Source organism: Paenibacillus sp. Dod16, assembly GCF_049893405.1.
In the GTDB taxonomy this organism is placed as follows: domain Bacteria; phylum Bacillota; class Bacilli; order Paenibacillales; family Paenibacillaceae; genus Paenibacillus_AQ.
Genome location: NZ_JBNDYG010000020.1, coordinates 47,357 through 70,390 on the forward strand (window position 1 = coordinate 47,357; position 23,034 = coordinate 70,390).

Annotated in this window: 26 protein-coding genes and 1 riboswitch; of the genes, 4 read left to right on the top strand and 22 right to left on the bottom strand. The window is 45.2% G+C overall.

The genetic code is table 11. The features are described from left to right. Positions 1-37 precede the first annotated feature (37 nt). Positions 38-1,282 (top strand): cation:proton antiporter, encoded by a 1,245-nt coding sequence (locus ACPV3A_RS16155; protein WP_426200240.1) that lies wholly within the window; start codon positions 38-40, stop codon positions 1,280-1,282. 121 nt (positions 1,283-1,403) lie between these two features. Here the strand turns inward: ACPV3A_RS16155 and ACPV3A_RS16160 are convergent, their stop codons facing one another. Next, entirely contained in the window at positions 1,404-2,768 is a 1,365-nt protein-coding gene (locus ACPV3A_RS16160) for a TrkH family potassium uptake protein (protein WP_194543062.1), read from the bottom strand. Positions 2,769-2,943: 175 nt separating this feature from the next. Further along, positions 2,944-3,091: riboswitch (cyclic di-AMP (ydaO/yuaA leader) on the top strand. 110 nt (positions 3,092-3,201) lie between these two features. Here ACPV3A_RS16160 and ACPV3A_RS16165 point away from each other — a divergent pair. Next, complete coding sequence (locus ACPV3A_RS16165; RefSeq protein ID WP_194544833.1) at positions 3,202-3,885, top strand: universal stress protein; 684 nt, start codon at positions 3,202-3,204, stop codon at positions 3,883-3,885. Positions 3,886-3,963: 78 nt separating this feature from the next. Then, entirely contained in the window at positions 3,964-5,313 is a 1,350-nt protein-coding gene (locus ACPV3A_RS16170; protein ID WP_374198236.1) for a TrkH family potassium uptake protein, read from the top strand. Between the two features lie 80 nt (positions 5,314-5,393). On the opposite strand, the gene ACPV3A_RS16175 is transcribed toward ACPV3A_RS16170, so the two are convergent. From ACPV3A_RS16175 to ACPV3A_RS16250, 16 genes are all read right to left on the bottom strand, one after another. Continuing rightward, on the bottom strand, positions 5,394-6,653 hold the full coding sequence (locus ACPV3A_RS16175) for a glycosyltransferase (RefSeq protein ID WP_339217691.1): 1,260 nt from the start codon (positions 6,651-6,653) through the stop codon (positions 5,394-5,396). Then, a complete protein-coding gene (locus tag ACPV3A_RS16180; protein ID WP_426200241.1) occupies positions 6,650-7,267 on the bottom strand; it encodes a TetR/AcrR family transcriptional regulator in 618 nt (205 codons plus the stop codon). The genes ACPV3A_RS16175 and ACPV3A_RS16180 overlap by 4 nt, the downstream gene beginning before the upstream one ends. Positions 7,268-7,472: 205 nt before the next feature. Beyond that, a complete protein-coding gene (locus tag ACPV3A_RS16185) occupies positions 7,473-8,315 on the bottom strand; it encodes a formylglycine-generating enzyme family protein (RefSeq protein WP_426200242.1) in 843 nt (280 codons plus the stop codon). Between the two features lie 222 nt (positions 8,316-8,537). Then, on the bottom strand, positions 8,538-9,173 hold the full coding sequence (locus tag ACPV3A_RS16190; RefSeq protein ID WP_339217694.1) for a glycoside hydrolase family 11 protein: 636 nt from the start codon (positions 9,171-9,173) through the stop codon (positions 8,538-8,540). Between the two features lie 303 nt (positions 9,174-9,476). Further along, on the bottom strand, positions 9,477-9,914 hold the full coding sequence (locus ACPV3A_RS16195; RefSeq protein ID WP_426200243.1) for a hypothetical protein: 438 nt from the start codon (positions 9,912-9,914) through the stop codon (positions 9,477-9,479). Next, complete coding sequence (locus ACPV3A_RS16200) at positions 9,904-10,371, bottom strand: MerR family transcriptional regulator (RefSeq protein WP_339217698.1); 468 nt, start codon at positions 10,369-10,371, stop codon at positions 9,904-9,906. The genes ACPV3A_RS16195 and ACPV3A_RS16200 overlap by 11 nt, the downstream gene beginning before the upstream one ends. Positions 10,372-10,437: 66 nt before the next feature. Continuing rightward, positions 10,438-10,899 carry a winged helix-turn-helix transcriptional regulator gene (locus ACPV3A_RS16205; RefSeq protein WP_426200244.1) on the bottom strand — a complete coding sequence of 154 codons (462 nt, stop codon included), beginning with the start codon at positions 10,897-10,899 and terminating at the stop codon, positions 10,438-10,440. A gap of 227 nt (positions 10,900-11,126) precedes the next feature. Beyond that, entirely contained in the window at positions 11,127-11,534 is a 408-nt protein-coding gene (locus ACPV3A_RS16210) for a helix-turn-helix domain-containing protein (RefSeq protein WP_220684968.1), read from the bottom strand. Positions 11,535-11,686: 152 nt separating this feature from the next. Further along, entirely contained in the window at positions 11,687-11,791 is a 105-nt protein-coding gene (locus tag ACPV3A_RS16215; protein ID WP_015735743.1) for a DUF6254 family protein, read from the bottom strand. Positions 11,792-12,111: 320 nt separating this feature from the next. Next, positions 12,112-12,858, bottom strand: a complete 747-nt coding sequence (gene map, locus ACPV3A_RS16220) for a type I methionyl aminopeptidase (protein ID WP_194543072.1) — start codon at positions 12,856-12,858, stop codon at positions 12,112-12,114. 22 nt (positions 12,859-12,880) lie between these two features. After that, the gene (locus tag ACPV3A_RS16225; protein WP_426200245.1) at positions 12,881-13,651 is read right to left on the bottom strand and encodes a TetR/AcrR family transcriptional regulator; all 771 of its coding nucleotides are present in this window, start codon (positions 13,649-13,651) and stop codon (positions 12,881-12,883) included. A 304-nt stretch (positions 13,652-13,955) separates the two neighbouring features. Beyond that, positions 13,956-14,516 (bottom strand): hypothetical protein, encoded by a 561-nt coding sequence (locus ACPV3A_RS16230; protein ID WP_426200246.1) that lies wholly within the window; start codon positions 14,514-14,516, stop codon positions 13,956-13,958. A 28-nt stretch (positions 14,517-14,544) separates the two neighbouring features. After that, entirely contained in the window at positions 14,545-15,177 is a 633-nt protein-coding gene (locus ACPV3A_RS16235; protein WP_426200248.1) for a hypothetical protein, read from the bottom strand. A gap of 189 nt (positions 15,178-15,366) precedes the next feature. Continuing rightward, entirely contained in the window at positions 15,367-15,591 is a 225-nt protein-coding gene (locus tag ACPV3A_RS16240; protein WP_071220789.1) for a helix-turn-helix domain-containing protein, read from the bottom strand. Between the two features lie 10 nt (positions 15,592-15,601). Next, positions 15,602-16,084: a DUF2975 domain-containing protein gene (locus ACPV3A_RS16245; RefSeq protein WP_194543076.1), complete on the bottom strand. Its 483-nt coding sequence runs from the start codon at positions 16,082-16,084 to the stop codon at positions 15,602-15,604. A gap of 262 nt (positions 16,085-16,346) precedes the next feature. Continuing rightward, positions 16,347-17,261: an arginase family protein gene (locus tag ACPV3A_RS16250; RefSeq protein WP_426200249.1), complete on the bottom strand. Its 915-nt coding sequence runs from the start codon at positions 17,259-17,261 to the stop codon at positions 16,347-16,349. 107 nt (positions 17,262-17,368) lie between these two features. Between ACPV3A_RS16250 and ACPV3A_RS16255 the strand changes: the two genes are divergently transcribed. Further along, entirely contained in the window at positions 17,369-17,710 is a 342-nt protein-coding gene (locus tag ACPV3A_RS16255; protein WP_071220787.1) for a winged helix-turn-helix transcriptional regulator, read from the top strand. Positions 17,711-17,781: 71 nt separating this feature from the next. Here ACPV3A_RS16255 and ACPV3A_RS16260 read toward each other — a convergent pair whose 3' ends face one another. From ACPV3A_RS16260 to ACPV3A_RS16280, 5 genes are all read right to left on the bottom strand, one after another. Next, complete coding sequence (locus tag ACPV3A_RS16260) at positions 17,782-18,258, bottom strand: GNAT family N-acetyltransferase (RefSeq protein WP_194543078.1); 477 nt, start codon at positions 18,256-18,258, stop codon at positions 17,782-17,784. Between the two features lie 916 nt (positions 18,259-19,174). Beyond that, positions 19,175-20,632, bottom strand: a complete 1,458-nt coding sequence (locus ACPV3A_RS16265) for a S8 family serine peptidase (RefSeq protein WP_426200250.1) — start codon at positions 20,630-20,632, stop codon at positions 19,175-19,177. A 152-nt stretch (positions 20,633-20,784) separates the two neighbouring features. Then, positions 20,785-21,033, bottom strand: a complete 249-nt coding sequence (locus tag ACPV3A_RS16270) for a hypothetical protein (protein ID WP_426200251.1) — start codon at positions 21,031-21,033, stop codon at positions 20,785-20,787. A gap of 146 nt (positions 21,034-21,179) precedes the next feature. After that, a complete protein-coding gene (locus ACPV3A_RS16275; protein ID WP_426200252.1) occupies positions 21,180-21,656 on the bottom strand; it encodes a YqeG family HAD IIIA-type phosphatase in 477 nt (158 codons plus the stop codon). Positions 21,657-21,914: 258 nt separating this feature from the next. Then, a complete protein-coding gene (locus tag ACPV3A_RS16280; protein ID WP_426200253.1) occupies positions 21,915-22,871 on the bottom strand; it encodes a hypothetical protein in 957 nt (318 codons plus the stop codon). Between the last annotated feature and the right edge of the window lie 163 nt (positions 22,872-23,034).

Sequence of the window (23,034 nt, forward strand, 5' to 3'; positions counted from 1 at the left end):
ATAAATGGAGATTTAATCCTTTGATGAGGGGTGCCGTATGCATCATTTTAATGAGGTTTTCGTGCAGTTGCTGATTTTGCTTGCGATATCGATGGGTGTTATCTCGATAGCCAAAAAAATGAATCAGCCCTACTCTATTGCACTTGTTATTGTAGGCCTGCTGCTTGGTTTGATCCATGTGCCTGTGTTGGATGAAGCCGAATCGTTTATAACCCAATCGAATGTGTTTCAGGCAATCATTATCTCCCTGTTCCTTCCTATCCTTCTTGGAGATGCAACATTAAAGCTTCCGTTCTCGCATCTTCGTAAACAAGGAAAGCCGGTGATTGCCCTCGCGTTTGGCGGCACCTTGCTCTCTTTCCTTCTTATAGCTCTAGCCATGTATGGGTTTATGGGATTACCTTTGATTGTTGCATTTACCTTTGCAGCATTGATGAGTGCCACGGACCCGATCAGTGTCATCTCCATCTTCAAATCATTAGGCGTACCGAAGAAAATTGTAACCATCATCGAAGGGGAGTCGCTGTTTAATGACGGAATTGCCGTTGTGTTATTTCAGATCTCCTCTGTTTATTTGCTCACGTACATGGAAATGGGTTGGGCGGGAATAGGCAGCGGTGTATTGCTCTTTTTGAAGTTTAGTATTGGCGGTATCGCTGTTGGAGGCGTGTTAGGATATCTGTTCTCACAGCTCATTCGCTTCTATGATGATTATCCGCTGGAGATAGCTTTCTCTATGCTCCTGTTCTTCGGAAGTTTCTTTATTGCCGAACATTTCCATGTATCTGGCGTCATTGCCGTTGTCGTGGGCGGCTTGATTTTTGGCAGTTACGGAGCGCGCATCGGGATGTCGGATACAACCAAGATGAATATTAATTCGTTCTGGGACGTCATCACGTTAATCGCAAATTCATTGATTTTTTTAATGATCGGTCTAGAAATCAAGCATATTAACTTCGCGGACAAGTGGGCGTTAATCGGAGCAGCCATTCTTATCGTTCTACTCGGAAGAACATTGGCCGTCTACGTAAGCTTGTACTTCCTGAAATCCTTCCCATCTTCATGGAAGGTGGTTTTGAATTGGGGAGGGTTAAAGGGCAGCTTGTCAATCGCTCTCGCCTTAAGCTTGCCCGCAACCTTCGACGGACGCGATGATATACTCGTTCTCACCTTTAGCGTTGTCCTTTTCTCACTTCTCGTTCAGGGGTTAACCATCAAACCTTTGGTTAAGAAGTTTGGATTAGCCAGCCCCGTGAAGGAAAAAGACGGGGCAGATATGTAAGAACCCTCCGTATAAGCAAAACAGAACATAAAACGAGTATAAGGTTCAGCCCCGGAGATCGAATTAAACGACTCCAGCTGAACCTTATTTTTTCGTATCCCGATTTGCGGATCGACCACTCTTAACCAATAAGCACTTTCTCTTCAGGCAACCGGTACTTTTGTTTGACTACTCTTTGCGACAGCGCGAAGGCCAGCGTTAAGGGGCCGAGTCTGCCGATGTACATGGTCAAAATGATGACTCCTTTACCAAAAGGAGACAGCTCAGGCGTCAATCCCATCGATAGGCCAACGGTGCCGAAGGCTGAGGTCACTTCGAACAGAACTTCCATAAAGTCCTTTTGCAAGCTATGCTCGCTTATGGTTAACAAGAATGTAGCGACAATCACAACGCTCACTGAGATCACCATGACGGCTATGGATCGGAGGATAATCGATTGGGGGATGCGTCGATTTAACAACTGCACGTCCTGCTTCCCCTTAATAATACTAATCAATGTGAATAACAGTACGGCAAATGTATTGGTTTTGATCCCGCCTCCCGTGGATCCGGAGGAAGCACCGATAAACATGAGGAAAATCATGAAAAACTGAGAAGTCGTCATCATCGCGGCTATGTCGATGGTATTAAACCCGGCCGTACGAGTCACCACGCCTTGAAAATAAGCCGCCCATACTCGCTCTCCCCAGCTCAAAGAGCCGAACGTACGGGAGTTGAACAACTCAATAATGAAAATTACGATAAACCCGGCTAAACATAGACATGCTGAAGTCGACAAAACGATTCTTGAATGAAGGGACAACTTATTCCACCTTCTATGCTTCCATAAGTCCAGAACAACAGTAAATCCAAGCCCACCAATGATAAAAAGCAGGGTGATGACGATGTTGACCAGCGGGTCTCCCACATACCGGCTCAAACTGTCTGACCAAAGACTGAAGCCAGCGTTATTAAATGATGAGATGGAGTGGAACACCCCATAATAAATAGCTTGCCCCAAGCCCAGTTCCTCCTCCCAACGAACAATTAACAAGGCTGCTCCGACGAACTCGATAATGAGCGCAATCAGAAAAATACCTAGCGATAGCCTCACTACGCCTTGCGTTGATAATGCGTTAGTGGATTCTTGGAGGAGCAGTCGATTTTTCAGTCCAATTTTCTTTCCAAGCACAACGGCGATCAAAACTCCGAAGGTCATGAAACCAAGACCGCCGACTTGAATCAGGCACATGATCATGATTTGACCAAAAAGGGAAAAGTCGGTTCCTGTATCCACTACGGCCAATCCGGTTACGCACACTGCAGATGTTGAGGTGAACAAAGCGTTTAACCAACCTACACCTTCACCTGATGACGATGATATGGGCAAGGCTAACAAGATCGCGCCGATTACAATCGGTGCGGCGAAACCAAGAAGGATCAGTCGTGAAGATGATAGGTTAAACTGTTTTAATGATTTTAGCGGCTCCGATTTGCCTTTAGCCATCCTATTTTCCCCTTTCAGATACGACAGACCATGAAACCCCGTAGACTTCTTTGCGTAGTATATACCATAGTAAAGCATAATTTTTGCTGCAATCCAATGATATGATGTTGTTGACTGATCGCTAACTGTTTACTTTCAGCATGTTTTAGCATAATATTTATTACGATAAATTTCATACGCATGAATGCTTAATCCTCTATGAGGAACGGGGGAACCAACAAAGCGACTAAGCTTTAGGGGTGAATTCTTTCTGGATAAGAAGGAACGGGAACTCTCAATCCCGAATCCGACAGCTAACCTCGTCAGCGTCTTGGGAAAGAACACTCTTACTACTTTGACTTGTCCATGATCCGTACAGCCAAGGCCTAGAAGCAGATTTTTCTCTGCCTCCAGGCCTTTTTTGTTAAAGCTGTTGTGTTTAGAAAAGAAAGGAATGATTATTCTGCTTAACAATGAAAAGATACTGGTATGCGTGTATTACGGTCCAAACGGAGAACGTCTCATCCGTCGAGGCGGCGAATTAGCCAGACTTCTTCAGTGTCCCCTGTTTGTGTTGAGCGTTATACCCTTGCGTGAAGATGAGTTAGATCAGGCACAAGAAAGGTATATGGCTGAGTGGCAAATGAAATGCGACGAGTATGGGGCAACCTTCATTGTCAAAACGAATGAAGATCGCAAAGCTTCGGAAATCATAGCGGAAACCGCCAAGAATCATCAAATTACCCAGCTAATCATCGGACAATCCGGTCAAACGCGGTGGCAAGAAATTACGCGTGGTTCGTTTGTCAACGAACTCCTAAACCAGATCGGCGAAACGGATTTGCACATTGTAGCGGTTCAAAGGATGGATGATCAAATGGCTGACACCCATGAACGGGGAATTCGAGTCACTGTGTTCAGGGAGGGTTCTCATTATCTGCTTGGCGGTAAGGAATCCGGGGGCGATCCAATAGCCGAAGGTCTATTTTTCAAAGAGTTAAATACCGATTTTGACACCGGCTTGCTGAAAATAAAAACAGACCACGAGATCCAATATTTGAAAATAAGTCACGGAAAAGTGGTAGAGTCGTCTTTTTTCCAAAACAGAAAATTCTTTGATAAACCCGGCGATCAATAAAGAATGGGGGTGGAACTTGTGAGAAGAACATTTATGAATTCAAAAGATCGAAATACACAACATTCCGCTCCTGACACAATGGAGTTGTTTATCAACAAGCTTAAAAAAAATATGAGTCCCCCTCAACTCGTCATGCTTGTCTTTTTCACTTTAATAATAATCGGGACCACATTGCTCGCGCTGCCCTACTCTTCCTCCACCGGGAGGTCAATTGGTCTGCTGGATGCTTTATTTACAGCCACCTCAGCAATATGCGTAAACGGGCTCGTTGTCTTGGATACCGGTAGTGTTTTTTCAACTTTTGGACAAGTCATTATCATGATCTTGATTCAAATTGGCGGGCTCGGCTTTATGACCTTTGGCGTTATGGTTGCCATTGTTCTGGGGAAAAGGATTGGCTTGAAGCAACGAATGATTATTCAGCAAACCACGCATTCGACCTCGGCACAAGGTTTGGTTAAATTATCCATGTATATGGTACTCATTGCATTCGCGTTTGAAGCCTTGGCTACGATTGTCCTTACGCTCCGTTGGCAACAGGACGTCGGGTGGGGACAGGCAGCCTACTACGCACTTTTCCATTCCGTTTCGGCATTCAACAATGCCGGATTTGCCCTGTGGTCTGACAGCCTTTCTCCCTTTGTCGGCGATCCGATCGTCAATATTACGATTGTCCTGCTATTTATCATTGGAGGCCTCGGCTATATCGTCATTGTGGATGTATTCCAAAAACGTTCATGGAAGAAGCTTTCGCTTCACTCCAAGGTTGTCCTAGTCGGAACAGGAACGTTGTCCCTGCTCGGTTTTCTATTTATATACTTTTTAGAGAGCTGGAATCCGTCAACCTTTGGCCAATTGAGCGAAAGCGAACAAGTGCTGGCTGCTTTTTTCCAAGGCATAACGCCTCGAAGCTCGGGGTTTAACACGATAGATATCGGTAGCATGCTGGCGGCTTCTCAGTTTTTCATTATTATTCTGATGTTCATCGGTGCTGCTTCCGGAGGAACAGGCGGCGGTATTAAGATCAATACGCTTGTTGTACTCATCCTAGCTACGATCCAAACCTTTCGCGGGGGCGGTCAAATCCATGCCTTCAAACGCAAAATTGCAGGAGAAACCGTCATGCGCGCCCTGGCGGTTGTCATGAGTTCTTTGGTGGTCGTGCTGGGTGTTTCCCTGTTGCTGACCATCTCCGAAGGTATGCTTGAAGAACACTTCTTGGAAGTGTTGTTTGAAGCGACATCAGCATTTAGCACCACCGGTTTGTCGATGGGATTGACAAGTGAATTGTCCCCCGTAGGGAAAGTCATTGTAACGATAACGATGTTTGCCGGTCGTCTGGGTCCCTTAACACTGGCTTACGCATTGGCTCAGAAAAAACGCACATCCAAAATTGGTTATGCGGAAGATCATATCTTGATTGGGTAACTCAGGGTTCCCAATCAAGAATTTTCTTGTCCATTAACACCTTAACTTTTGGACACATATCCCTTGTTAAAGGAATTCTCTCAAAAGTGATGGTGTAGCCGTCTCTCAATAAAATCTACAGTTCGATCAACACCTCTCTCCTCTGAAATTTTATCTGACAGTGCCATTACATTGGCTGTCAATGTTGAATGACTGGTTAGCTCCGCTATTCGCTCAGCCAAACTGGCTACTGACATTGATTTTTCAGGAATCGGCTTTGTCGATACACCTAGCTCATACATACGCTTGGCCCAGAAGGGTTGATCCGCATTGAACGGGGATATGGTCATCGGCTTACCTGCTCTCAAAACGGCCGCTGTCGTCCCTGCTCCACCATGATGAATAACGCCTGCAGCTCGCGGAAACAGCCATGCATGCGGTGCTTCCTGTATACACAGGATGTTCTCGGCCCCATTACCGGATACTTGCATTCCACTCCAGCCAACCAGAATGATGCCGCGTTGCCCCGTTTGTCGTAAAGCCTGCATAGTCATCTCGAGCACATGGTCCGGATGCTTTAGAGGCATGCTGCTATAACTGATAACGATTGGCGGGGATCCTGACGCGATAAAAGACTCCAACTCCCTTGGTGGGTCCCAATCGGTATCTTCCAGAAACCAAAACCCCTCCATACAGACGCGATCCTTCCATTTCGGATCAAATGGAATAATCGAAGGACTGCAACCGTAAAGCACCGGAATATCGCGTCCATTTACGTGCAGATCATCGGAGAATAGACTTCGTGGAGGTAAATGTAACGTATCTCTTCTCCATGTATTCAACAATTTTTTGAAGGATAACAGCATGAAACGGTTGAGATGATAGCTTTTTTCATTTAACCATCGATTCCTGAAGGTGAAAGGTAAAATGGGATTGGTGAAAGCGCCTGTCGGTGCAATGATCGGAATTGGATGGGCTGCAAATACGGGAATATTCAGCTTTTGGGCAATATCATATCCAGCGAATGCTTTGGGATGGTAGATGAGGCAGTCCGCATCTTGAGAAGCGGTCCACAGGTCATCGAGCATTTGCTGCATCATAGGATATATAAGCTTTTTCATCTGCTTCATAATCTCGAAGGGATTGCTGCCCAGCATGCGTTTCCCTTCTGCAGATTGGGCTAGTTTCATAATATTTGCCTGTATTGGCGCGAAACCGACACCATGCCCTCGAACGAAGCCTTCGAAATCCTGCGATGTGCATATAACCACGTCATGTCCGTTGTTCTGGAGACCTCGGGCAAGGGCAATGAACGGCTGTACATCTCCCCTTGTTCCGATGGTGAGCAACTTTATTTTCACTCATTTCCCTCCTTACGATAAATGCCGTACCTTAATATGTCCAAATAGGGTTTCGTGTCTAAAGCCGCACTTGCCTCGAGTTCTCCTATAGATTTCTCGTCGTACCGTTTGGTCATTTGCTTCGTAATTAGAGATTCAAGGGAAAGCAATACGAATTCGATTGCTTTCTTGGGATCGATTCCTTCCCTAAAACGGCTCTGATCGATCCTGCTTGCCAGGAGGTGTATGGAATCCTTGTTCATCTGTTGTTGTTTGAGCAGAAGATCCGCTCTCAGCTCTTCCGGCATAATCAGAAATGTTTTAGCCATAAATCCAAACCTGATGGGGTCACTTTTAAATACATCCATCTTTTTTTGAGATAATTGCTCTATCGCCTGAAACAGATCCTCGGAGAGATCCATAGGTGACGAAGTCAGTGAATGGTAGTAATGCTTTAAGCATTCATCCACCACCGTTAAATACAACGTTCTTTTATCCGAAAAATAATGAAACAAAATTCCTTTGGATACGCCAGCTGCTTTGGTAATTTGATTGGTTGAAGCTCCTTCATAGCCCTTGTGATAAAACTCCACTAAAGCTGCTTGCAAAATGGTTTGTTTTTTATCTGGCTCCATTGGTTTGTACGCCACCCCACCGATTGACCACCTGGTCAATATCATTTTGACCAAATTGTATTACACATTGACCACCTGGTCAATAGTGTGGTGACTTGCTTGCATCAAGCCAGGAAATCAGCGGCCACCTTGCGGTAAGACTCACGGATAAACACCAACTTCACAAACTAAGTCCGGAATAAAAAAAGAAACATGACATGAAATGTCATATTTCTCCGCGAACGACACGAAAACCTTGATCGGGGCCAAAGCCATTGGGATCGAACTTCCCTCGGAAGGATATCTCGTTGTTGGTAACGTCGCCGATCCAACCGCCGCCCTTCACTACCCGGAAGGAACCGCTTGGACTATCCAATTCGCCGTGCCAGTCCCAGCACCATTCCCTTACGTTTCCAGACATATCGTAAATTCCTAACTCGTTGGGTTTCTGGGTACCGATCGATTTTGTTTGATTCTGATTGCTCTCTATGATAGGCCAGTTCCAATCCCCAGATAGGTATTTGTCTCCGGCGTTTTTCCAATACCATGCGACCTCATCGGCATTATTGCTCCCGCTATACATGTAACCCTTGCTATTCTGACCTCCGCCCGCAGCGTATTCCCATTCCGCTTCTGTAGGCAACCGGTAACCGTTAGCTCCCTCATTGATCGTGACGGTCCATTTGATATCATCGTTATCGTTCTTATTATTCGCATCCTTTTTCACCTTGTCTATGTTGTAATACGGATTCAAGCCCTCCTGGATACTTCTTTGATTACAATACTCCACAACGTCATACCAGCTCACCATTTCTACCGGCAAATGATCGCCTTTGAATGCAGATGGATTACTGCCCATTACTTCCACCCACTCTTTTTGGGTGACCTCATATTTGCCGATGTAAAAGTTCGATATGGCTTCTTTTTTATCGGAATAGTTAGACTGGTTGTTCTTAAAGGTCCCGCCTTTCACCAATACCAAATCATCCTTCTTTTCAGGCTGATCTTGCGAACAAGCGCTGATCACAGCCATTGCTGATATTAAAAGGAACATTATTAGCTTTCTCATTGATAATTTCTCCTTTAAGCTAATAAAAAAATGAGAGCCCATTGTTGCCCGCAACTTGCCTGCCCGTTACGTCGAAGGCCGTTCGTCTCCGCGAAAAACGACCCGCAACGTATCCGGATTTAGGGCTAAACGAAGGGAACGGTCAATCGGATAGCCGAACTCCGTTTTCCTAAGAGATGCTCCCCTCCGTGTCCGTTAGTTGAGTTTACGGATGGCGATTGGCTACCATACCGTTACGTTAGAGCTTCCGCTGCTTTGATAACCCTCTGTTGCTAACACCTGATAAGACCAGCTGCTCCCCAGATTCATTCCTTTACTTGCCCATGCGTTCACGTGGTTGCTGAAAGTGATGGAGGAGTTGACCCCCGTAGCTCTTTTCGATTGTCGAACGCTCCAGTACTGGGCAAACGTTTGTGTTCCGTCAATGGAAGGTGCATTGTATCGCATGGTCGTATAGATGTCGTATGTGCCTCCATCACTTGTGACTGTCCCTTTATGTGTTCCGGTAGGTCGATAAGTACCCCAGCTATCTACGACGTAGTACTCAATGAGTGCGTTTCTCGTCCATCCGTAGAGTGTCAAATACCCATTGCCGGACGGTGACCAGACGCCGGCATTGTAGTTAATCGTTCGGTTAGGCGATCCGGTATTCCAGCCTTTGCCGACAACGAAATTTCCGGTATTTTGCCATGTCACGCTGTAATTACCGCCGGAGCCGTTAACAGCATTCACGGTTCCGCCCCCATCGGTCCAATTTTGCCAGTAGTCGGTCGCTGCACTTGAGGTTGTCGCAAACATACCAAAACTCATGGTTGCTGCAAGAATAACCGTCATCATTTTCTTTCTAAACTTAAACATAATCTACCTCCTCATATTGTCGAATTGTGCCTTGCGTTGATTTTCTTGGCTGTGCTTAGCATGCGATTTCCCTTGTATTTTTCCTTTTACCTCCTTTCCAAGTAAATTATAGAATGATATCGGTTTCAAAACACTTAGCAAATTAAATATGATATCTAGATTATTTTACAATTTTAGGAACTTGCGAGGGCGGATAGATCATAAAAAAGACTGCCGGAATATTACCGACAGTCCTTCTATTTCACAAAAGTAGTATCCCCCTTATCCTTTTCCCTTGTTCCACCCGATGAATGGACAGTCTTTTCATGAATAGTCGCTCATCTGACCTCCGAACCCCTTCGGCTTTCTTCTTATGCCCATTATGATGAAGATGAGATAGATTACGATCGCAATCGAATCGATTAACGTATCCGTAAGCGCCGATATGTCTTGTAATGCCGTTATACCAAGAATGACCAGCAGCCGGACGATCAGAAGCGATACGATGGTCCAGGCGGCGAAGTGGGTCTTTGATCGTTCACTTTGGAATGACATAAGAATGAACACAAAGCCGAAAATCAGATTTTCCGCCGTGATGATGTGCCATACATACATGAATACTGTTTGGGAGTCCATCGCTATCGCACTCACATGGAGCACTGGCAGCACATTGGATTGCCCGTTCCATGCGTGCGTAAAGGCGAACAGTATCGCCAGAAGGCCGGCAGTCAAAAAATAAAAATTCCTAACCTTAATGCCCATGACATCCCTCCTCAGATATTTCCGGTTCCTTCTTGTGAATAGAGCGGTAAAGCTCGCGAACGATTTCTGCCAGTCGTTGGTCGCTTTCATGATTAAAGTCCCTTAGCGTTTCGGCTGCTACGTCAAGCAACTGACTGACCTTTTCCAGATGGGCCATTTTCTTGCGCGTTTCTGCATTCTTGGCATCGAGGAACGAAGCAACCTCACGGCAATAAGCAGGGTCTACCTTCTCCTTCCTGTGGAATCCAAACGTTCCCTTGATCTCGTCAAGCGTGAAGTCCGCATACTGCATGATTTGGATATTCATCAATTCGATGAGGTCGTTCTTCGAATACCTGCGGTACCGATTGTCTTCACGGGACGGTGATACGATTCCTATCCGGTCATAGTACCGAAGCGTATCCTTTGGAATCCCAAGCAGCTGCGAAACCTCTTGTATAGAATAAAGTTTTTCCATGAATTCAAAATAACATTGGAGTAAGCTCCAATGTCAAGTCATAATGTATTTTCATTATCAGAACAATCAAGCAATCGTTGACATGAAGGCATATGATATCCAGGAGGGTAGTCTCAATTGTTTCGCCCACCGATGCAGCCCTTTCCGGGCCCGCGTCAACGAGATCATCAGCCCTGTCCACGGCAAACGAATTAGGGGCTGATATCTCACATTCAGATAGGATGTGCTTCTTCCCCCACTCATCGAATCCAGAAGTTCAATCATGGTTCGACCCTTCGGTGTCAGCGTATATTCTACTCTAGGCCGAGGCTCCGGATACGATGTTCTATCGATGATTCCATCACGCTCAAGCTCACGAAGCTGTTCAGTTAATATTTTTTTCGAAATGGATGGTAAATGTCGCAGCAATTCGCTATACCGAACGGGGATTGAGTTTTTATACAAAAATCGATAGATTGGAATTTTCCATCTCCCGCTTAACATGGAAAATACGATCTCAACGAGACATTCATTTCGTTGAACAGGCATTACTTCGCCCCCCATTTTTATCCGTAAGGTCAGGGTTCTTCTTAACGATCTCGGTTGGTCAACGGTCGTTGATTTAGGTGATATTCGGCAAAGCTTACTACAAGAATCAATCATGCTTGCATGTGTGATTAGTGAAATTCAACTGCAATCGCCAGGGTCATCCTTTGCCCTTTTAAGACATTAAGTGTAAAACAACTGACTGGGCTATGACCTTAACTTAGCAAGTACTAGTGATTTTCACTTTCCGCTTGTTTTTTGATTGAATCCACAGTGAGAGTGAATGCTTCCGCTGCTTTATATGCATCTAATGCATTTTGAAGGCGTTTTACTTGCTGATTCAACTCGTTTCGATTGTCTTTGACCTTTATCATTGCACGTGCCACGTGAATCAGCTCTTCTTTTGCTGCGTTTATCGCACGATGATGAGCTTTTTCAATCATCTGTACGGCCATATGAGTGTAGATCGCCTCAAATTCCTTATCATCAATCCGCTGCTCACGGGCAGCCAAATCGCTCTCGCTAATTACCCAATCTCCAGAGTCGTTCTTCGAAGCGGCTAAGCGCCCATCATTTATCATGTTAAGAATCGTTTTGTAATGAACCCCAAGTAATAACGCTGCTTCTTTAGCATTCATTTTAAACACCTTCCCTTATCTCTTGTTATCCATATATTAAGTGGTAATTAGAGGTAAGTAAACCGAGATATCTAATGAATGATACAAGAAAGAAGACTGCCGGCATTAGAGGCCGACAGTCTTTCTCTCTTCCAAGCAGTATACTCTTCATCCTATTCGCTAGACAATTCCTTAAGCGATTTGATTTTACCATGGGGATGCTGTTCTTGCTTTCGCGACTTCCAGGCAGCTTCTTTCCTTCTCTTCTGGTGAGCCATGACAGATATCCTCCTTTGGAAACTGAATTGTATACCACTTACTTATAGTGTCATTCCTCAGCTCGGTTCATTCATGGAAATCATATAGAGTCAATTGTTTTAAAATCAGTTATGTACTCGATGGCTTCTCTCTTATACAGGTCATGATCGGAGAAGGTGTGCGGCCTATGATTTCCTTAACAGCCCATTTAGCTTCACTAATCGGTTGGGGAAAGCGTCCGGCAGATCACCCGGAGTCACGTTTGAGGTCGAGAGTGTGGGTAATCTTGCTTACCGGGTTGGCGACTTATATCCGCATTGCCGTCCGTTCGCCTCTATTCTTACTGGGCCGTTAATATCAGCGGTCCGTCCGACGTGATTGCGATTGTATGCTCATATTGCGCCGACAGCTTGCCGTCAGCCGTTCTCGCCGTCCACTGATCGTCGTCGATCGTGATACGGAACGTACCTTCGTTGAGCATCGGTTCAATCGTAAACACCATGCCTTCCTTTAATCGAATGCCTTTGCCGGCTACGCCGATATGCTCGTAGTTCGGCTCCTCGTGCAGGCTCCGCCCGATCCCGTGCGCCAGCAGATCGCGTACGACGGAGTACCCGTTCGATTCCGCATGCTGTTGAATCGCCGACGTAATGTCGCCGAGCCGGCCTCCAGGGATTGCCCGGGAGATCCCCAGATCCAAGCATTCCTTTGTCACCTTCATTAATTTCTGTGCTTCCGGCCGGATATTGCCCACCGCATAGCACCAGCATGAATCGCCGAACCAACCGCCGTATTCCACGACGATGTCGAGCTTCAACAAATCGCCGTCCATAAGCGCACGATTCGAAGGAATGCCGTGGGCCACCACATCGTTAACCGAAGTGCAGGTTTCTGCGGGGAAACCGTTATACCCTTTCGTAAACTGCTTGCCGCCGAGTTTGGTGATGTGTCTGGCAACAAAGTCATTGATTTCGCGGGTGGTGATCCCAGGCTCGATCAGCTTGGCAACCTCACGGTAGCAGTCCGCAACGATTTGGCCCGCCGGCTTCATCTCCTCGATTTCCCTAGGTGATTTTAAGATGATCATCTATGTTTATTCACTCCTTATACTATAATTTTAAAAACATGACGATATCCTTGGCCTCTTCGTGCAGCTTACCGCGGCGAAGCGAAAGCGAGGCGCAGCCGACCAAGGCGGCCAGCAGCATTTCCGCGCGCTGTAGCCGATACAGCGGCTCTGCCGCGTTTCCGCCGGAAGCCGCAGCCCCGTCCTCCGCGCGCCCGGTTTCTAGCAGCTCGGCAAGAGGCGTGAGCACCTCCCGGCGAAAGGCGGCCAGGAGCGGGGCCGAGCGCGCTTCTGGCAGCGAGGCAAAGCTCTCACCGGCCAGCTTATGCAGCAGGTACAGGGCATGGTCCCCCGCCCAAAGCTGCAGCAGCCGGACGCCGGCTACCGCGACGGGGCCAAGCTCAGCGGCAGCGGCCGTTTCGTGGCTTCTCATACGGGAATCCGCGGCAGCAGACTTTCCGGTGTCCGGCGCAGCAGCCAAGCCGAAATGCCCGCCCAATGGCACCTCCCCCGAAGCCGATGCAAGCGGGACCTTCGACGGATTCTTCACCAAGGCTTCTAACGCAGCATCTAGCGGAGCCTTCAGCCATCCACCGTCCCGCTCCAACGCATCCCATAGCAGATCGTGGAGTAAATCGCCTTTATTGCTGTAATAATGATATACCGTGCCATAGCCGAGTCCCGCCTGCGCGGCCACATCCCGGATTTCCAGTAAAGGACCTTTATCCAAAAACACATCGGCAGCGGCTTTCCGGATTTGCACCAGACGCCGCAGCCGGATCTCTTCGTTTTGTTCCTTCGTGCGTGGAGTCATCTAGTCTCATCACCTCTTTTATTTTTGACCTACTCTTATGTCAATATAAAACATCAGCTTGCGAATAACAAGAGATTAGTGGAAGATATTCAGCTCAACCTAGATATCGGTGCTTGACCATCGGGTTAACCTCGAATAAGCGACCTGGTTCAACATTGCTACACTAACGGTTGTCATAGTGTTTAATCGGCCCAAAAACGAAGCAAGCTTCAAACCTTAAAAGGCAGCCGGTCATACTGGTCGGCTGCCTTCAACGCATTATTCAGCTATCGTTCCAGCTCGCTTAGGATAGCTTAGCAATAGATTAGAGTTGTTCCTTTTCCTTCATCCATTCTTTGTATTCCGGTAAAGTATATTCATCCGTTTTTACGACAGCCCAATGATTGTTCTTATGTTCTAAGTAGAGCTTAATTAAATGCTCTCCTCCAGACTCATCAAAATCATCTCTCATATAAACTATACTTGCATGAATGAGAACTTCCACTTTATGATCACTTATCGTTTTCACTTTCATTCGTTCATAACCTTCAATGTTGTAATTGGCATCCAACAAATGAACATGTTGATTTAAGGATTCAACCTCATTTTTCTCTATATTGATTCCTAGTTTGAGGTCAACATTCTCTTTAAGATCCGGGTAATGGTCCCATAAAATATGTATATCCTTGTTAACCACGGCTTGCGTTCTATAATACATGTACTCTCTGACTGGCGTTATATATTTCACCCAATCCGACGGCTCTGGCTCTACAAAACCTGCTAGATCTGATTCAGCAGTGAGGTTTTCTGTTGAGCTCGTATTTTGCTGACACCCGATTAAAGATACGAATAGTACAATTATTATAGTTCTTAATAGTAAAATCATGTTCTCTCCCCTTCATTACTTAATTACTTTAAGTTGCATCGTTGATTCCCATGAGTATCTGTTTTGCGTAAGAATTCCAGTCTGCTTCATCTGTGTTGATCTCTAGAGTGGGAATAAGCGATTGTTTCGCACACATGCGAAGTTGATTCTGGTCCTCTAAGAACTTCTGACAAGCCTCCGTAACTGTGGAGTGATTGTTCATCACATATGATTTCCAAGCGTCGCCACGACTTTCAATATACCTTGACTCCACTGCATCTTGAGAAAGTGTTAAAAGCACACAATGAGCATTCAGTCTTAATAAGCATTTTTCTAACACCTCAATGTCTGAAGAATTTGAAAATGCCGCTCGATGATTTAAATGGAATCTTTCCAAAAGATAGAATATTCCGTTTGATGGTTTCGTATGGCCTAGTGAATCAATCCAATTGTATTGTAGCTCAAGATAATCAACATGACGATTTAACAGGTCAATATGTTCATCCTTATCCATGGATCTCAGGACGCCTTGGTATGAATGCAAAACTTGCGAATAGTGTTCACTTATTGCAATTATCGATTTTCCAACATTATTCGCTTGACTATGTATTCCCCTGATTGCAGAAAACAATGATGTTTTTCCAGCAGTTGACACCCCTTCGATAATGACTCCCCGAATCAAAATTCCAACCCCTCTTCTATGGTTCTTGACAACCATTTTACCACGTATTAGGAAACACGAGCATAACCTGCTTCACGACAATCCTGACCGTCCATTTATGATTCGATTCTGTTTCACGTCAGACAATCATCAAGATTGCTTATGAAACACAAAAAAATCGCCGAAATGGCGACTTTTTAGATCCCTGCTTTATGATTCTTGCGTGTTCTCGTCACTTTTGTATTCTAAAATATCTCCAGGCTGGCATTCCAGCGCTTTGCAAATAGCTTCCAACGTTGAAAGCCTAATGGCTTTGGCCTTTCCGTTTTTCAATATAGACAGATTGGCCATGGTTATTCCAACCCTCTCCGAAAGCTCGGTTACGCTCATTTTTCGTTTAGCCAGCATCACATCAATATTGATAATAATCGCCATAGTTATCACCTCAGACCGTCAAATCATTCTCAGATTTTATATCAATTGCCTCTTTTAAAAGCTTTTGAAGAACAGCAGCAAAAACGGCAATCACCATGGACGCAAAAATCAGGGCCATTCCGATGATTATGATGCCTGGGGCATCGTCTTTCTCCGCTATCAGATAAAAGAGCGGCATGCCTACCACAAACAAGCTGCTGATTATGGTTGCACAGTTTTTTATATTCTTTAGAACGCGTACGGATAATTCCGAGAAAGCTTTGTTCTTGTCAATATAGCCTAGAAGCTTATACGCCTGATACAAAGCAAAGTAAAACGGTATCGCGGTTGCATACAAATCGATGAAAACAAGATATCTCAAATAAGTATGATCTGGATACAATTCTGCAATAAATTCCGCTATCTCTGGTACCACAAATATGCACAGAGCTAGAACTGGAATTCCAATAAGAATTACAGCAATCCTTAAAAATAATGTGGACCCTCGTTTCATAAAAAAGCACCTCACTTCATGATTATGAATTTGATTTTAGCAATTTATTTATCGTTTTGCAATAAATAATTAATGTTTATGATTATATTTATATTGTTATACTGATATCTCCAAGAAAATACTTACATTGAAACGAAATCAATCTGAATCACTTCACTTGCTGCCCCCCCCCTTACTACCACCTAAAAAATACACCCTAAAATGCGTGGGTGTATTTTTATGATTATTCAGTTCATTTCTCTATATAAGTTCATGGATGCCTTTAGTTATTTAAAATGGGTATTTCTCCAAGGAGTTTCTTCAGGTTGATGGAGTCCCACGGCAAATGCTCTGTTATACCTAACCCAACGACATCGGTTTCTTCTGATAGTTCTTTAATCAAACGGAGTAGTTGAGGCAATTGCATGGTTCCCTTAGGAGATAAATTAAAGGGTTCTTCCGGGTTGGCGAATAATACCGAACGAAAAGCCTTTGGATCAAGCACGTCTAAATCAAGATGAATAGCCAGGTGTTTAATGCCGCTTTCTTTGATCCATTCTTTTATAGATTCAGTGCTGCTCGCTAACTCCTTCGTTCCGGCCGTTCGAATACCAAGCCTTTGAATCATTTCCGTGTCCGGTTCTGTAGGTGCAACACCTAATCTTTGAAACGCTTCAGAAATTACAGCAACTTCTTCTTCTGTAGGAGCCGCTAATCCCGCAATAAAGACATTTTCAGGTTTTAGCGGGGTTTTCACATGTTTTGCGAACTCCTCATCTCCTTCTCCCAAAAGATTCCCGAGAGGTACTGCGTGCCCGTTATCATAGCCGACATAATTGACCAAATCAGAGTGAGCATCGATCCATACCAAACCTAATTCCCCACCGTACCGTTCGTTTAAATAGGCAAATGGAGCTTGTTCAACTAGGCAATCACCACCAAACATGATAACGCGATCCGGCTGATGAGCCTCAATAAGATGATGAGCAGCCTTTAGCTGTTCAAGCAGCTGTTGTCTTCCATTCATACCGTTCTCGTTTTCGAGCGGAGTTCCATCATAAGCTTGAACAGGTACACGGATATGGGGTTGATCATTGTCCGGAGCTAGCCAAGCAAGCAGCTCGGCTCCAAAAGAGTAGTTCGGGTTGTTTCCTCCTTGCCATTGTGGCATTAACAGACGTATTGTTTTTTTAGTCATTTGTTTCTCTCCTTTACATCAAAGTAAGGTTAGTATAGACTGAGCACAAATATAAAAGTAGTACGCACATTTATGATAGGTACTACCCGAAAGGATAGTGTATCAGTATGAGTATGGAGGAATTTAAAGGTAAAGTTAAGAATGTCCAAGACACACCTTTTGGTTATACCATTTCGATTATTGGCGGCAAATGGAAAATGGTGATTATGTACCTCTTGGCTGAAAACCAAACGGTTCGCTTTAATGATCTGAAAAGACAAATAGGAGCGATCACTTACAAAACATTGAGCTCACAGCTCAAAGAACTGGAAGCGGATGGTCTGGTGACACGCAAAGAATATCCTCAAGTTCCGCCAAAAGTCGAGTACAGTCTTACAGATAAAGCGGAAACTCTATTACCCATTTTGGAACAGTTATGTGAGTGGGGAGTAAAGAACCAACATCATTGAGCCCTATTTTCTAGTTGCAAAATAGCCGCATAAAATGCGGCTTTCAAGGGTTGATCTGTTGAAGCAGAGAATTAAAGTCGTAAAACGGTTATTAGCTCGTCGTTTTCGATTTCGCCGTTGTCACGGAAGCCGTAGCTTTCATAAAGCTTTTTGGCGGCTGCGTTATCAGCCTTATAAGAAATCCAGCAGTAATGTGCAGGCCCCGCAGGAAAGGTACGGACAAATTCCAAGATTTTTTTCATGGCTTCCCGACCATAGCCTCTGTTCTGGAATTGCTTGTCAATCATCAGCCGCAGGATGCAATAGCTGTCGTCTGCGATTGTCGGAAGTTCATATCCGGTGATTCTGTAGGTAATCATAACAAAACCAACCGGCTGCTCATCCGCGTAAATGGCAAATGGAAATGGCTGCCCCCCATTGGTTGCAAGGACATAACACGAAGCCACGCTCGATAAATTGGACGCTACGAAGCGCCGTTGATCTTCTGAGACCTCCAGATTAAATATGGCACGTCGGTTTTCCAACGTGATTTTCCTGAGTGTTATCATGCAAGGTTTCTCCCTTCATTATCTTGGGTTGATCGTTGCGCCGCGGTCGCTTATATAACATACAATTTATCCAAAAAAAGTAATAGACTTATATTGAAATTTTTTATATAATATTATGTATCCATGCCTTTTTTAGGTTAGTATGAATTAACCGGCACATTATTGCGCCGGTTTTATTTTTTTGCTCATATAAGCTGCGTTTTAGCATTCCTGTTGATGGATCAACCAGATGAACGGTATCCCATTTTCATCGTTGCCGCTTATACATCTGTTACACCGCTTTCTGCTGACGGATATATAGAGGCAGAGGCTGAAGATACATTTAATTAAGTGAATCCCCTTAAAGCAGACATTGTTGAAAACCCATAAGGGAAACTAATCATCTTTAGGGGGTTATGAGGAAGAAGCTATTTAACCAACTCCGTATAGACCGTGGTTCCGCTATTTGTAAGAAAAGGTGCTGAACATAGGGTTAGGCGGACACAGGTTCCGCTATTGCCTGCAAATCACAGAAAAATCCGAGAATAACGGATTCTGTGTCCGCGAATCGGTGATTTCGGTACAGTTGTTGGGAAATAGCGGATCTCCTGTCCGCATACAGCTATGCACACCGTATATAGCTCTGTGCAGACCAACACATCAGACGCACGCGACATACAGCTATGAACACGGACACAATAGCGCACTCGCATATAGGTGTGCACACATCACATCAGATGCAATCCCATACAGCAGTGAATACCGACACATCAGCGTACGCCACATATAGCTGTGTACACCGACACATTAGCGTACGCCACATATAGCTGTGCACACCAATACATCCTTGCACACTGTCCATCAATTGTCCGACGCGTTTACATTATTGAATCGGTATTGTCAATTCCAGCTCTTTCGGGAAAATGGGACTCCGCGCTTATCCATTATGTCCGCTTAGCCATTGTATTAGCGGAGAGGCTTTTGAAATTATAGAATCTGGATCATGCGTCGGTTCAAATTGCGGAAAGAAGTCAGGAAACATGGCAAGGTATTCCCTTACACACCATCGAACCGTCCAATTGATATCCGTTGACAATGGAATCCACTTGGAACCTTCATTTTTCCTTGCGTCTTGCAATAATGCATAGGCATACCAACCACGGACGCCGCCTTCCGATTCCTGAGCTAATCGCTCCCAGAAAACCTCTCGCTCATATTCGTTTATGGGCTTTTCCAAAGCACAAACAGCGATTTTTCTTACGATTGGCGAGCGATCGAATGAATATTGCCATAAAAGGTTCCGTGAGCAAAGCTGCCTTTCCACGAGAGTAGATAGGGATACCGCCCTTTTGATGTCATCTTGGGAATGTAGTGCGATATGTGTGTCCCTGATCCGCAGGGACTGTAAAGCTACTTGGGGTTGATTCGTTATCTGACCCAATTCAATTGCGGTTTTTGTTTTGGCGACGTTAACCCTGGGGGCTAGATTATCGTAGCCATGTATACGATCACCGTATGTAGTCAACGCAGTGCGTAGAGTTGCTGCATCTAAACCTTGAAATGTAGACATTAGGTATGCTGCGACTCCGGTTACGAGTGTTGCTGCGCCTGATGTTCCCTCATAATAGGAAACGACATCTGCTTTTTTAATGAATTCACAAAAAGGAACGGTCAAGTATACTCGTGGTGCTAGAACGTCAGGCCTGAAGTGCCCCTCGGCATTTCGTCCATACGGTTCATCGGGAAATGGTACATGGATGTGGCGCTCTGCGTGGCCTCGGTCATTGTATCCCCCCACGGCTAGATATTCGCGAGGCGGCAACATATTCGCTGTTCTCGTATTCCCATTTGCACAGACCACAAGAACCCCACTTCTAACGGCTGAAGCTAGTGCCTGAACCGTGCTGTTTTTGCTTGTGCTTTTTAGATATACCTGATGATCTAGTGCATGCCATCCCGTACTTAATATGATTCGAATATTCCATTCTTTCTGCTTATTCAATATCCACTCGATCCCGGCTTTTAATCGTTCTCCTTCCCCAGTCTTGAACGCCCCGTGATTAAGCACGATATAATGTGCCGCCGGTGCAATGCCTATATGCGTTTTTCCTTGGAAAACAAAAGGTTTATGAGATAGTGCCAATAGTGTCATCAACCCATGCTCACCACTAGCGTCTTCATGTTCAACGGACTCTTCTAAAGCAATATTTCGGCATGTAATGGAGAAGTCGTCATGAACGGTGACGTATTGTAATCGATCGCCTAAATGCTGAAGTGCAGGATGAGGGGTAATTGTATCAATGATGACGATACCCATGTTTTTCCCGGATTCCGTAAAATCCGGAGCTTCTGAAAAGCCTAGTCGTGCCCACGTAGGTTCAGGTAATACTCTCATGGATTCATGCTCCTTCTAAAGCTATATACATCTTTAGCCTATTGCTTGATCATTCATTTGGCTAGTTGAATGAAGTAACAAAAAACAACCCCGAACCTAAATATCTTCGGGGTTGCAGTCTATAAAACCTTGTTTGTATGTCGCTGATACGATTAAGCGCTATCTATTCTTTTAGCCTGATCCTCTCCATAAGTAAATGGATAACTTTCACTTCCTAGCAGCATTCTATAAGCGGTCCGAAGCCATTTTTGAAAATATGTACTTTTATGGAGCAGCATCGCTAACCCGAGTGACATCATAACCATGAGCGGAACGCTGACCGCGCTGAAGTAAAACGTGTTGAACGCCGCCTTGCGGAAGGAAGCACTTCCCAGCAGCTCTACGTAATTATCGAAACCCACAAAATGGCCGTCTACCGTTTAGGGAAGATACCTTAAGTAAAAAGTGGAGAAATATTAAAATATCTTAAATAGTGAACGCAGCCAAAAAATCCAATCCCTTCACCCCTCAAATCACATCAATTATGTTCCAACTGTAGCACGCATGATTATACTCGGAGCACTTTTACGAATAGTCGTTTGACTACGCCTAAAATCCGAGGTTTCGCCCATGAAGAAGATATGAAAATCGTGTACATCCCCAGACGGTTTCCTCCCCATAGATCGGTAATGATGCCGTTTCCGATAACGGCTGTCTCGTTACGGCGCGTTCCAAGTAGATTCAATGCAGCTAAAAACGCTTTTTTCTTCGGTTTACCGGCTTCGAACAATGCTGGAATCTCATGGATCTGTCCGTGACCATGCATCGGTGGTTTGCTGTTAGAGACGATGATCACCTTAATTCCGTATCGGGACTGCATGTTATTCAGCCAATCTTTCATCAAATCGGTTAAGGATTCAGCATTTTTCGTCGTTATGGTATTGGTCCAGTCAAGGATGATCCCTTTAATACCTGCCTGCTGGAGTGTTTCTCCGTCAATCTCATATATCGAGCGCGCAATTTTCGATGGTTTAAAAATAGACATACATATCCTCCACTAACTTGATATAAGTGAGCCAATCGTGTATAGATTGCCTTCATTCTGTTAAAATCATACTTTTGAACAATCATTTCTCTTGGATGGTCTGTATGTTTAGTTTCACCTAAACAAAAAAGCCGCGATTTCCGCGACTTCATAAGCATGTTTGTTTTTTCCTTCCGACAGGTAAGGATACTCGCTGCCTGAACGACGTAATGTTCCGAATCGATATCGCACTACACATGACGTGTTCCAACGAATCGTCTACAAGGCACGACGTCGATCATGCAGAACGAGCAGAATGATCATAATCATCATTACACCTAAGATGATACCGGCCTCTGTGGTCAGCATCCGCAGCAGCGGGTACTCTGGCGAGAACTGCGAATCGGTACGAATAGCGGAAAAGAGATTATAAGAGAACAGCATGCCCGACGAAATCCAAGCCAATGCCATCGGGTACAGAAAACGCTGCGACCCACGCCGGGAAGTTAGCACCAGCAATCCCCACGCCCCCGCGATGGACCACGCTCCGGTACTAAACGTCAGCAGATGCCACCACACATCACGATCGTCCAATCTGGCCGGATCCATGCCGAGGGTACCTCCAGCAGCCCAGAACACCTTAATGGTACCTAGCAGGATACAGCCTGCTCCAACCAGCTTGGACAATGTATGCTGCAGTCTCCAAGTATTACCAGGCAACCTGCTATAGTCAATCGAATCACCGAACGCCTCCGGCCATCGTGTCTTCGCATACCCTGCGAAGGCGAGAGGCAGACAAATGCCGATGCCAACGAGCGAGACCATGACAAAGAATTGTTCGTACACCCAAACATCGGCTGCCCCCGCTTCCTGATCCCGAGTCATAGCTGCCGGTCCTAGCACCGGTGCCAAGACCAGCATGGGAACGAGCAGACCCGTGCCAACCCATACGGGAAAGGCAATCAGCCATGCAGGCAGGCGTTCACCCCACGGCCTGGTGAACGCCAATGCCAGTAGAATTCCGATCGCCGCAAGCACTGCGGTAGCTGCGTTGATCGCACGCCAACTATCGTCTCCCATTTGCTCGGTTGGTATGAAGTAACCGAGGGTCCATGCCAGTTTAATCAACAAATACGGCGTCACCGCTATGGCAGCGCCATAACCACAAATTCTACGCATCTTTATCCATCGTGCTGTCTGGAGCTCTGCTGAAACTTTTTTATGCTCAATCTTCATGTTGGTTAACTTACCTCCTTAATAACTCAGCCTTCACTTTAAACCCCATTCTACCTCCCTTATCGAAAGACAAAGTGACCTCAAGTTTAAGTTTGGGTTAATTTCGTTTACGTGAAGCTGTAAACTCTCTATCCTGGATAGGTAAGTCAACGCTCAAAAAAGA

What these genes read in the sequence shown, in the direction of transcription:
- ACPV3A_RS16230 (WP_426200246.1), bottom strand. Translation starts at nt 14,516, where the DNA reads ATGATTTTACTATTAAGAACTATAATAATTGTACTATTCGTATCTTTA.
- ACPV3A_RS16265 (WP_426200250.1), bottom strand. Translation starts at nt 20,632, where the DNA reads ATGAGAGTATTACCTGAACCTACGTGGGCACGACTAGGCTTTTCAGAA.
- ACPV3A_RS16165 (WP_194544833.1), top strand. Translation starts at nt 3,202, where the DNA reads ATGATTATTCTGCTTAACAATGAAAAGATACTGGTATGCGTGTATTAC.
- ACPV3A_RS16155 (WP_426200240.1), top strand. Translation starts at nt 38, where the DNA reads ATGCATCATTTTAATGAGGTTTTCGTGCAGTTGCTGATTTTGCTTGCG.
- ACPV3A_RS16185 (WP_426200242.1), bottom strand. Translation starts at nt 8,315, where the DNA reads ATGAGAAAGCTAATAATGTTCCTTTTAATATCAGCAATGGCTGTGATC.
- ACPV3A_RS16250 (WP_426200249.1), bottom strand. Translation starts at nt 17,261, where the DNA reads ATGACTAAAAAAACAATACGTCTGTTAATGCCACAATGGCAAGGAGGA.
- ACPV3A_RS16180 (WP_426200241.1), bottom strand. Translation starts at nt 7,267, where the DNA reads ATGGAGCCAGATAAAAAACAAACCATTTTGCAAGCAGCTTTAGTGGAG.
- map (WP_194543072.1), bottom strand. Translation starts at nt 12,858, where the DNA reads ATGATCATCTTAAAATCACCTAGGGAAATCGAGGAGATGAAGCCGGCG.
- ACPV3A_RS16260 (WP_194543078.1), bottom strand. Translation starts at nt 18,258, where the DNA reads ATGATAACACTCAGGAAAATCACGTTGGAAAACCGACGTGCCATATTT.
- ACPV3A_RS16195 (WP_426200243.1), bottom strand. Translation starts at nt 9,914, where the DNA reads ATGGGCATTAAGGTTAGGAATTTTTATTTTTTGACTGCCGGCCTTCTG.
- ACPV3A_RS16245 (WP_194543076.1), bottom strand. Translation starts at nt 16,084, where the DNA reads ATGAAACGAGGGTCCACATTATTTTTAAGGATTGCTGTAATTCTTATT.
- ACPV3A_RS16275 (WP_426200252.1), bottom strand. Translation starts at nt 21,656, where the DNA reads ATGTCTATTTTTAAACCATCGAAAATTGCGCGCTCGATATATGAGATT.
- ACPV3A_RS16200 (WP_339217698.1), bottom strand. Translation starts at nt 10,371, where the DNA reads ATGGAAAAACTTTATTCTATACAAGAGGTTTCGCAGCTGCTTGGGATT.
- ACPV3A_RS16160 (WP_194543062.1), bottom strand. Translation starts at nt 2,768, where the DNA reads ATGGCTAAAGGCAAATCGGAGCCGCTAAAATCATTAAAACAGTTTAAC.
- ACPV3A_RS16190 (WP_339217694.1), bottom strand. Translation starts at nt 9,173, where the DNA reads ATGTTTAAGTTTAGAAAGAAAATGATGACGGTTATTCTTGCAGCAACC.
- ACPV3A_RS16215 (WP_015735743.1), bottom strand. Translation starts at nt 11,791, where the DNA reads ATGGCTCACCAGAAGAGAAGGAAAGAAGCTGCCTGGAAGTCGCGAAAG.
- ACPV3A_RS16225 (WP_426200245.1), bottom strand. Translation starts at nt 13,651, where the DNA reads ATGACTCCACGCACGAAGGAACAAAACGAAGAGATCCGGCTGCGGCGT.
- ACPV3A_RS16240 (WP_071220789.1), bottom strand. Translation starts at nt 15,591, where the DNA reads ATGGCGATTATTATCAATATTGATGTGATGCTGGCTAAACGAAAAATG.
- ACPV3A_RS16255 (WP_071220787.1), top strand. Translation starts at nt 17,369, where the DNA reads ATGAGTATGGAGGAATTTAAAGGTAAAGTTAAGAATGTCCAAGACACA.
- ACPV3A_RS16170 (WP_374198236.1), top strand. Translation starts at nt 3,964, where the DNA reads ATGGAGTTGTTTATCAACAAGCTTAAAAAAAATATGAGTCCCCCTCAA.
- ACPV3A_RS16280 (WP_426200253.1), bottom strand. Translation starts at nt 22,871, where the DNA reads ATGAAGATTGAGCATAAAAAAGTTTCAGCAGAGCTCCAGACAGCACGA.
- ACPV3A_RS16210 (WP_220684968.1), bottom strand. Translation starts at nt 11,534, where the DNA reads ATGAATGCTAAAGAAGCAGCGTTATTACTTGGGGTTCATTACAAAACG.
- ACPV3A_RS16205 (WP_426200244.1), bottom strand. Translation starts at nt 10,899, where the DNA reads ATGCCTGTTCAACGAAATGAATGTCTCGTTGAGATCGTATTTTCCATG.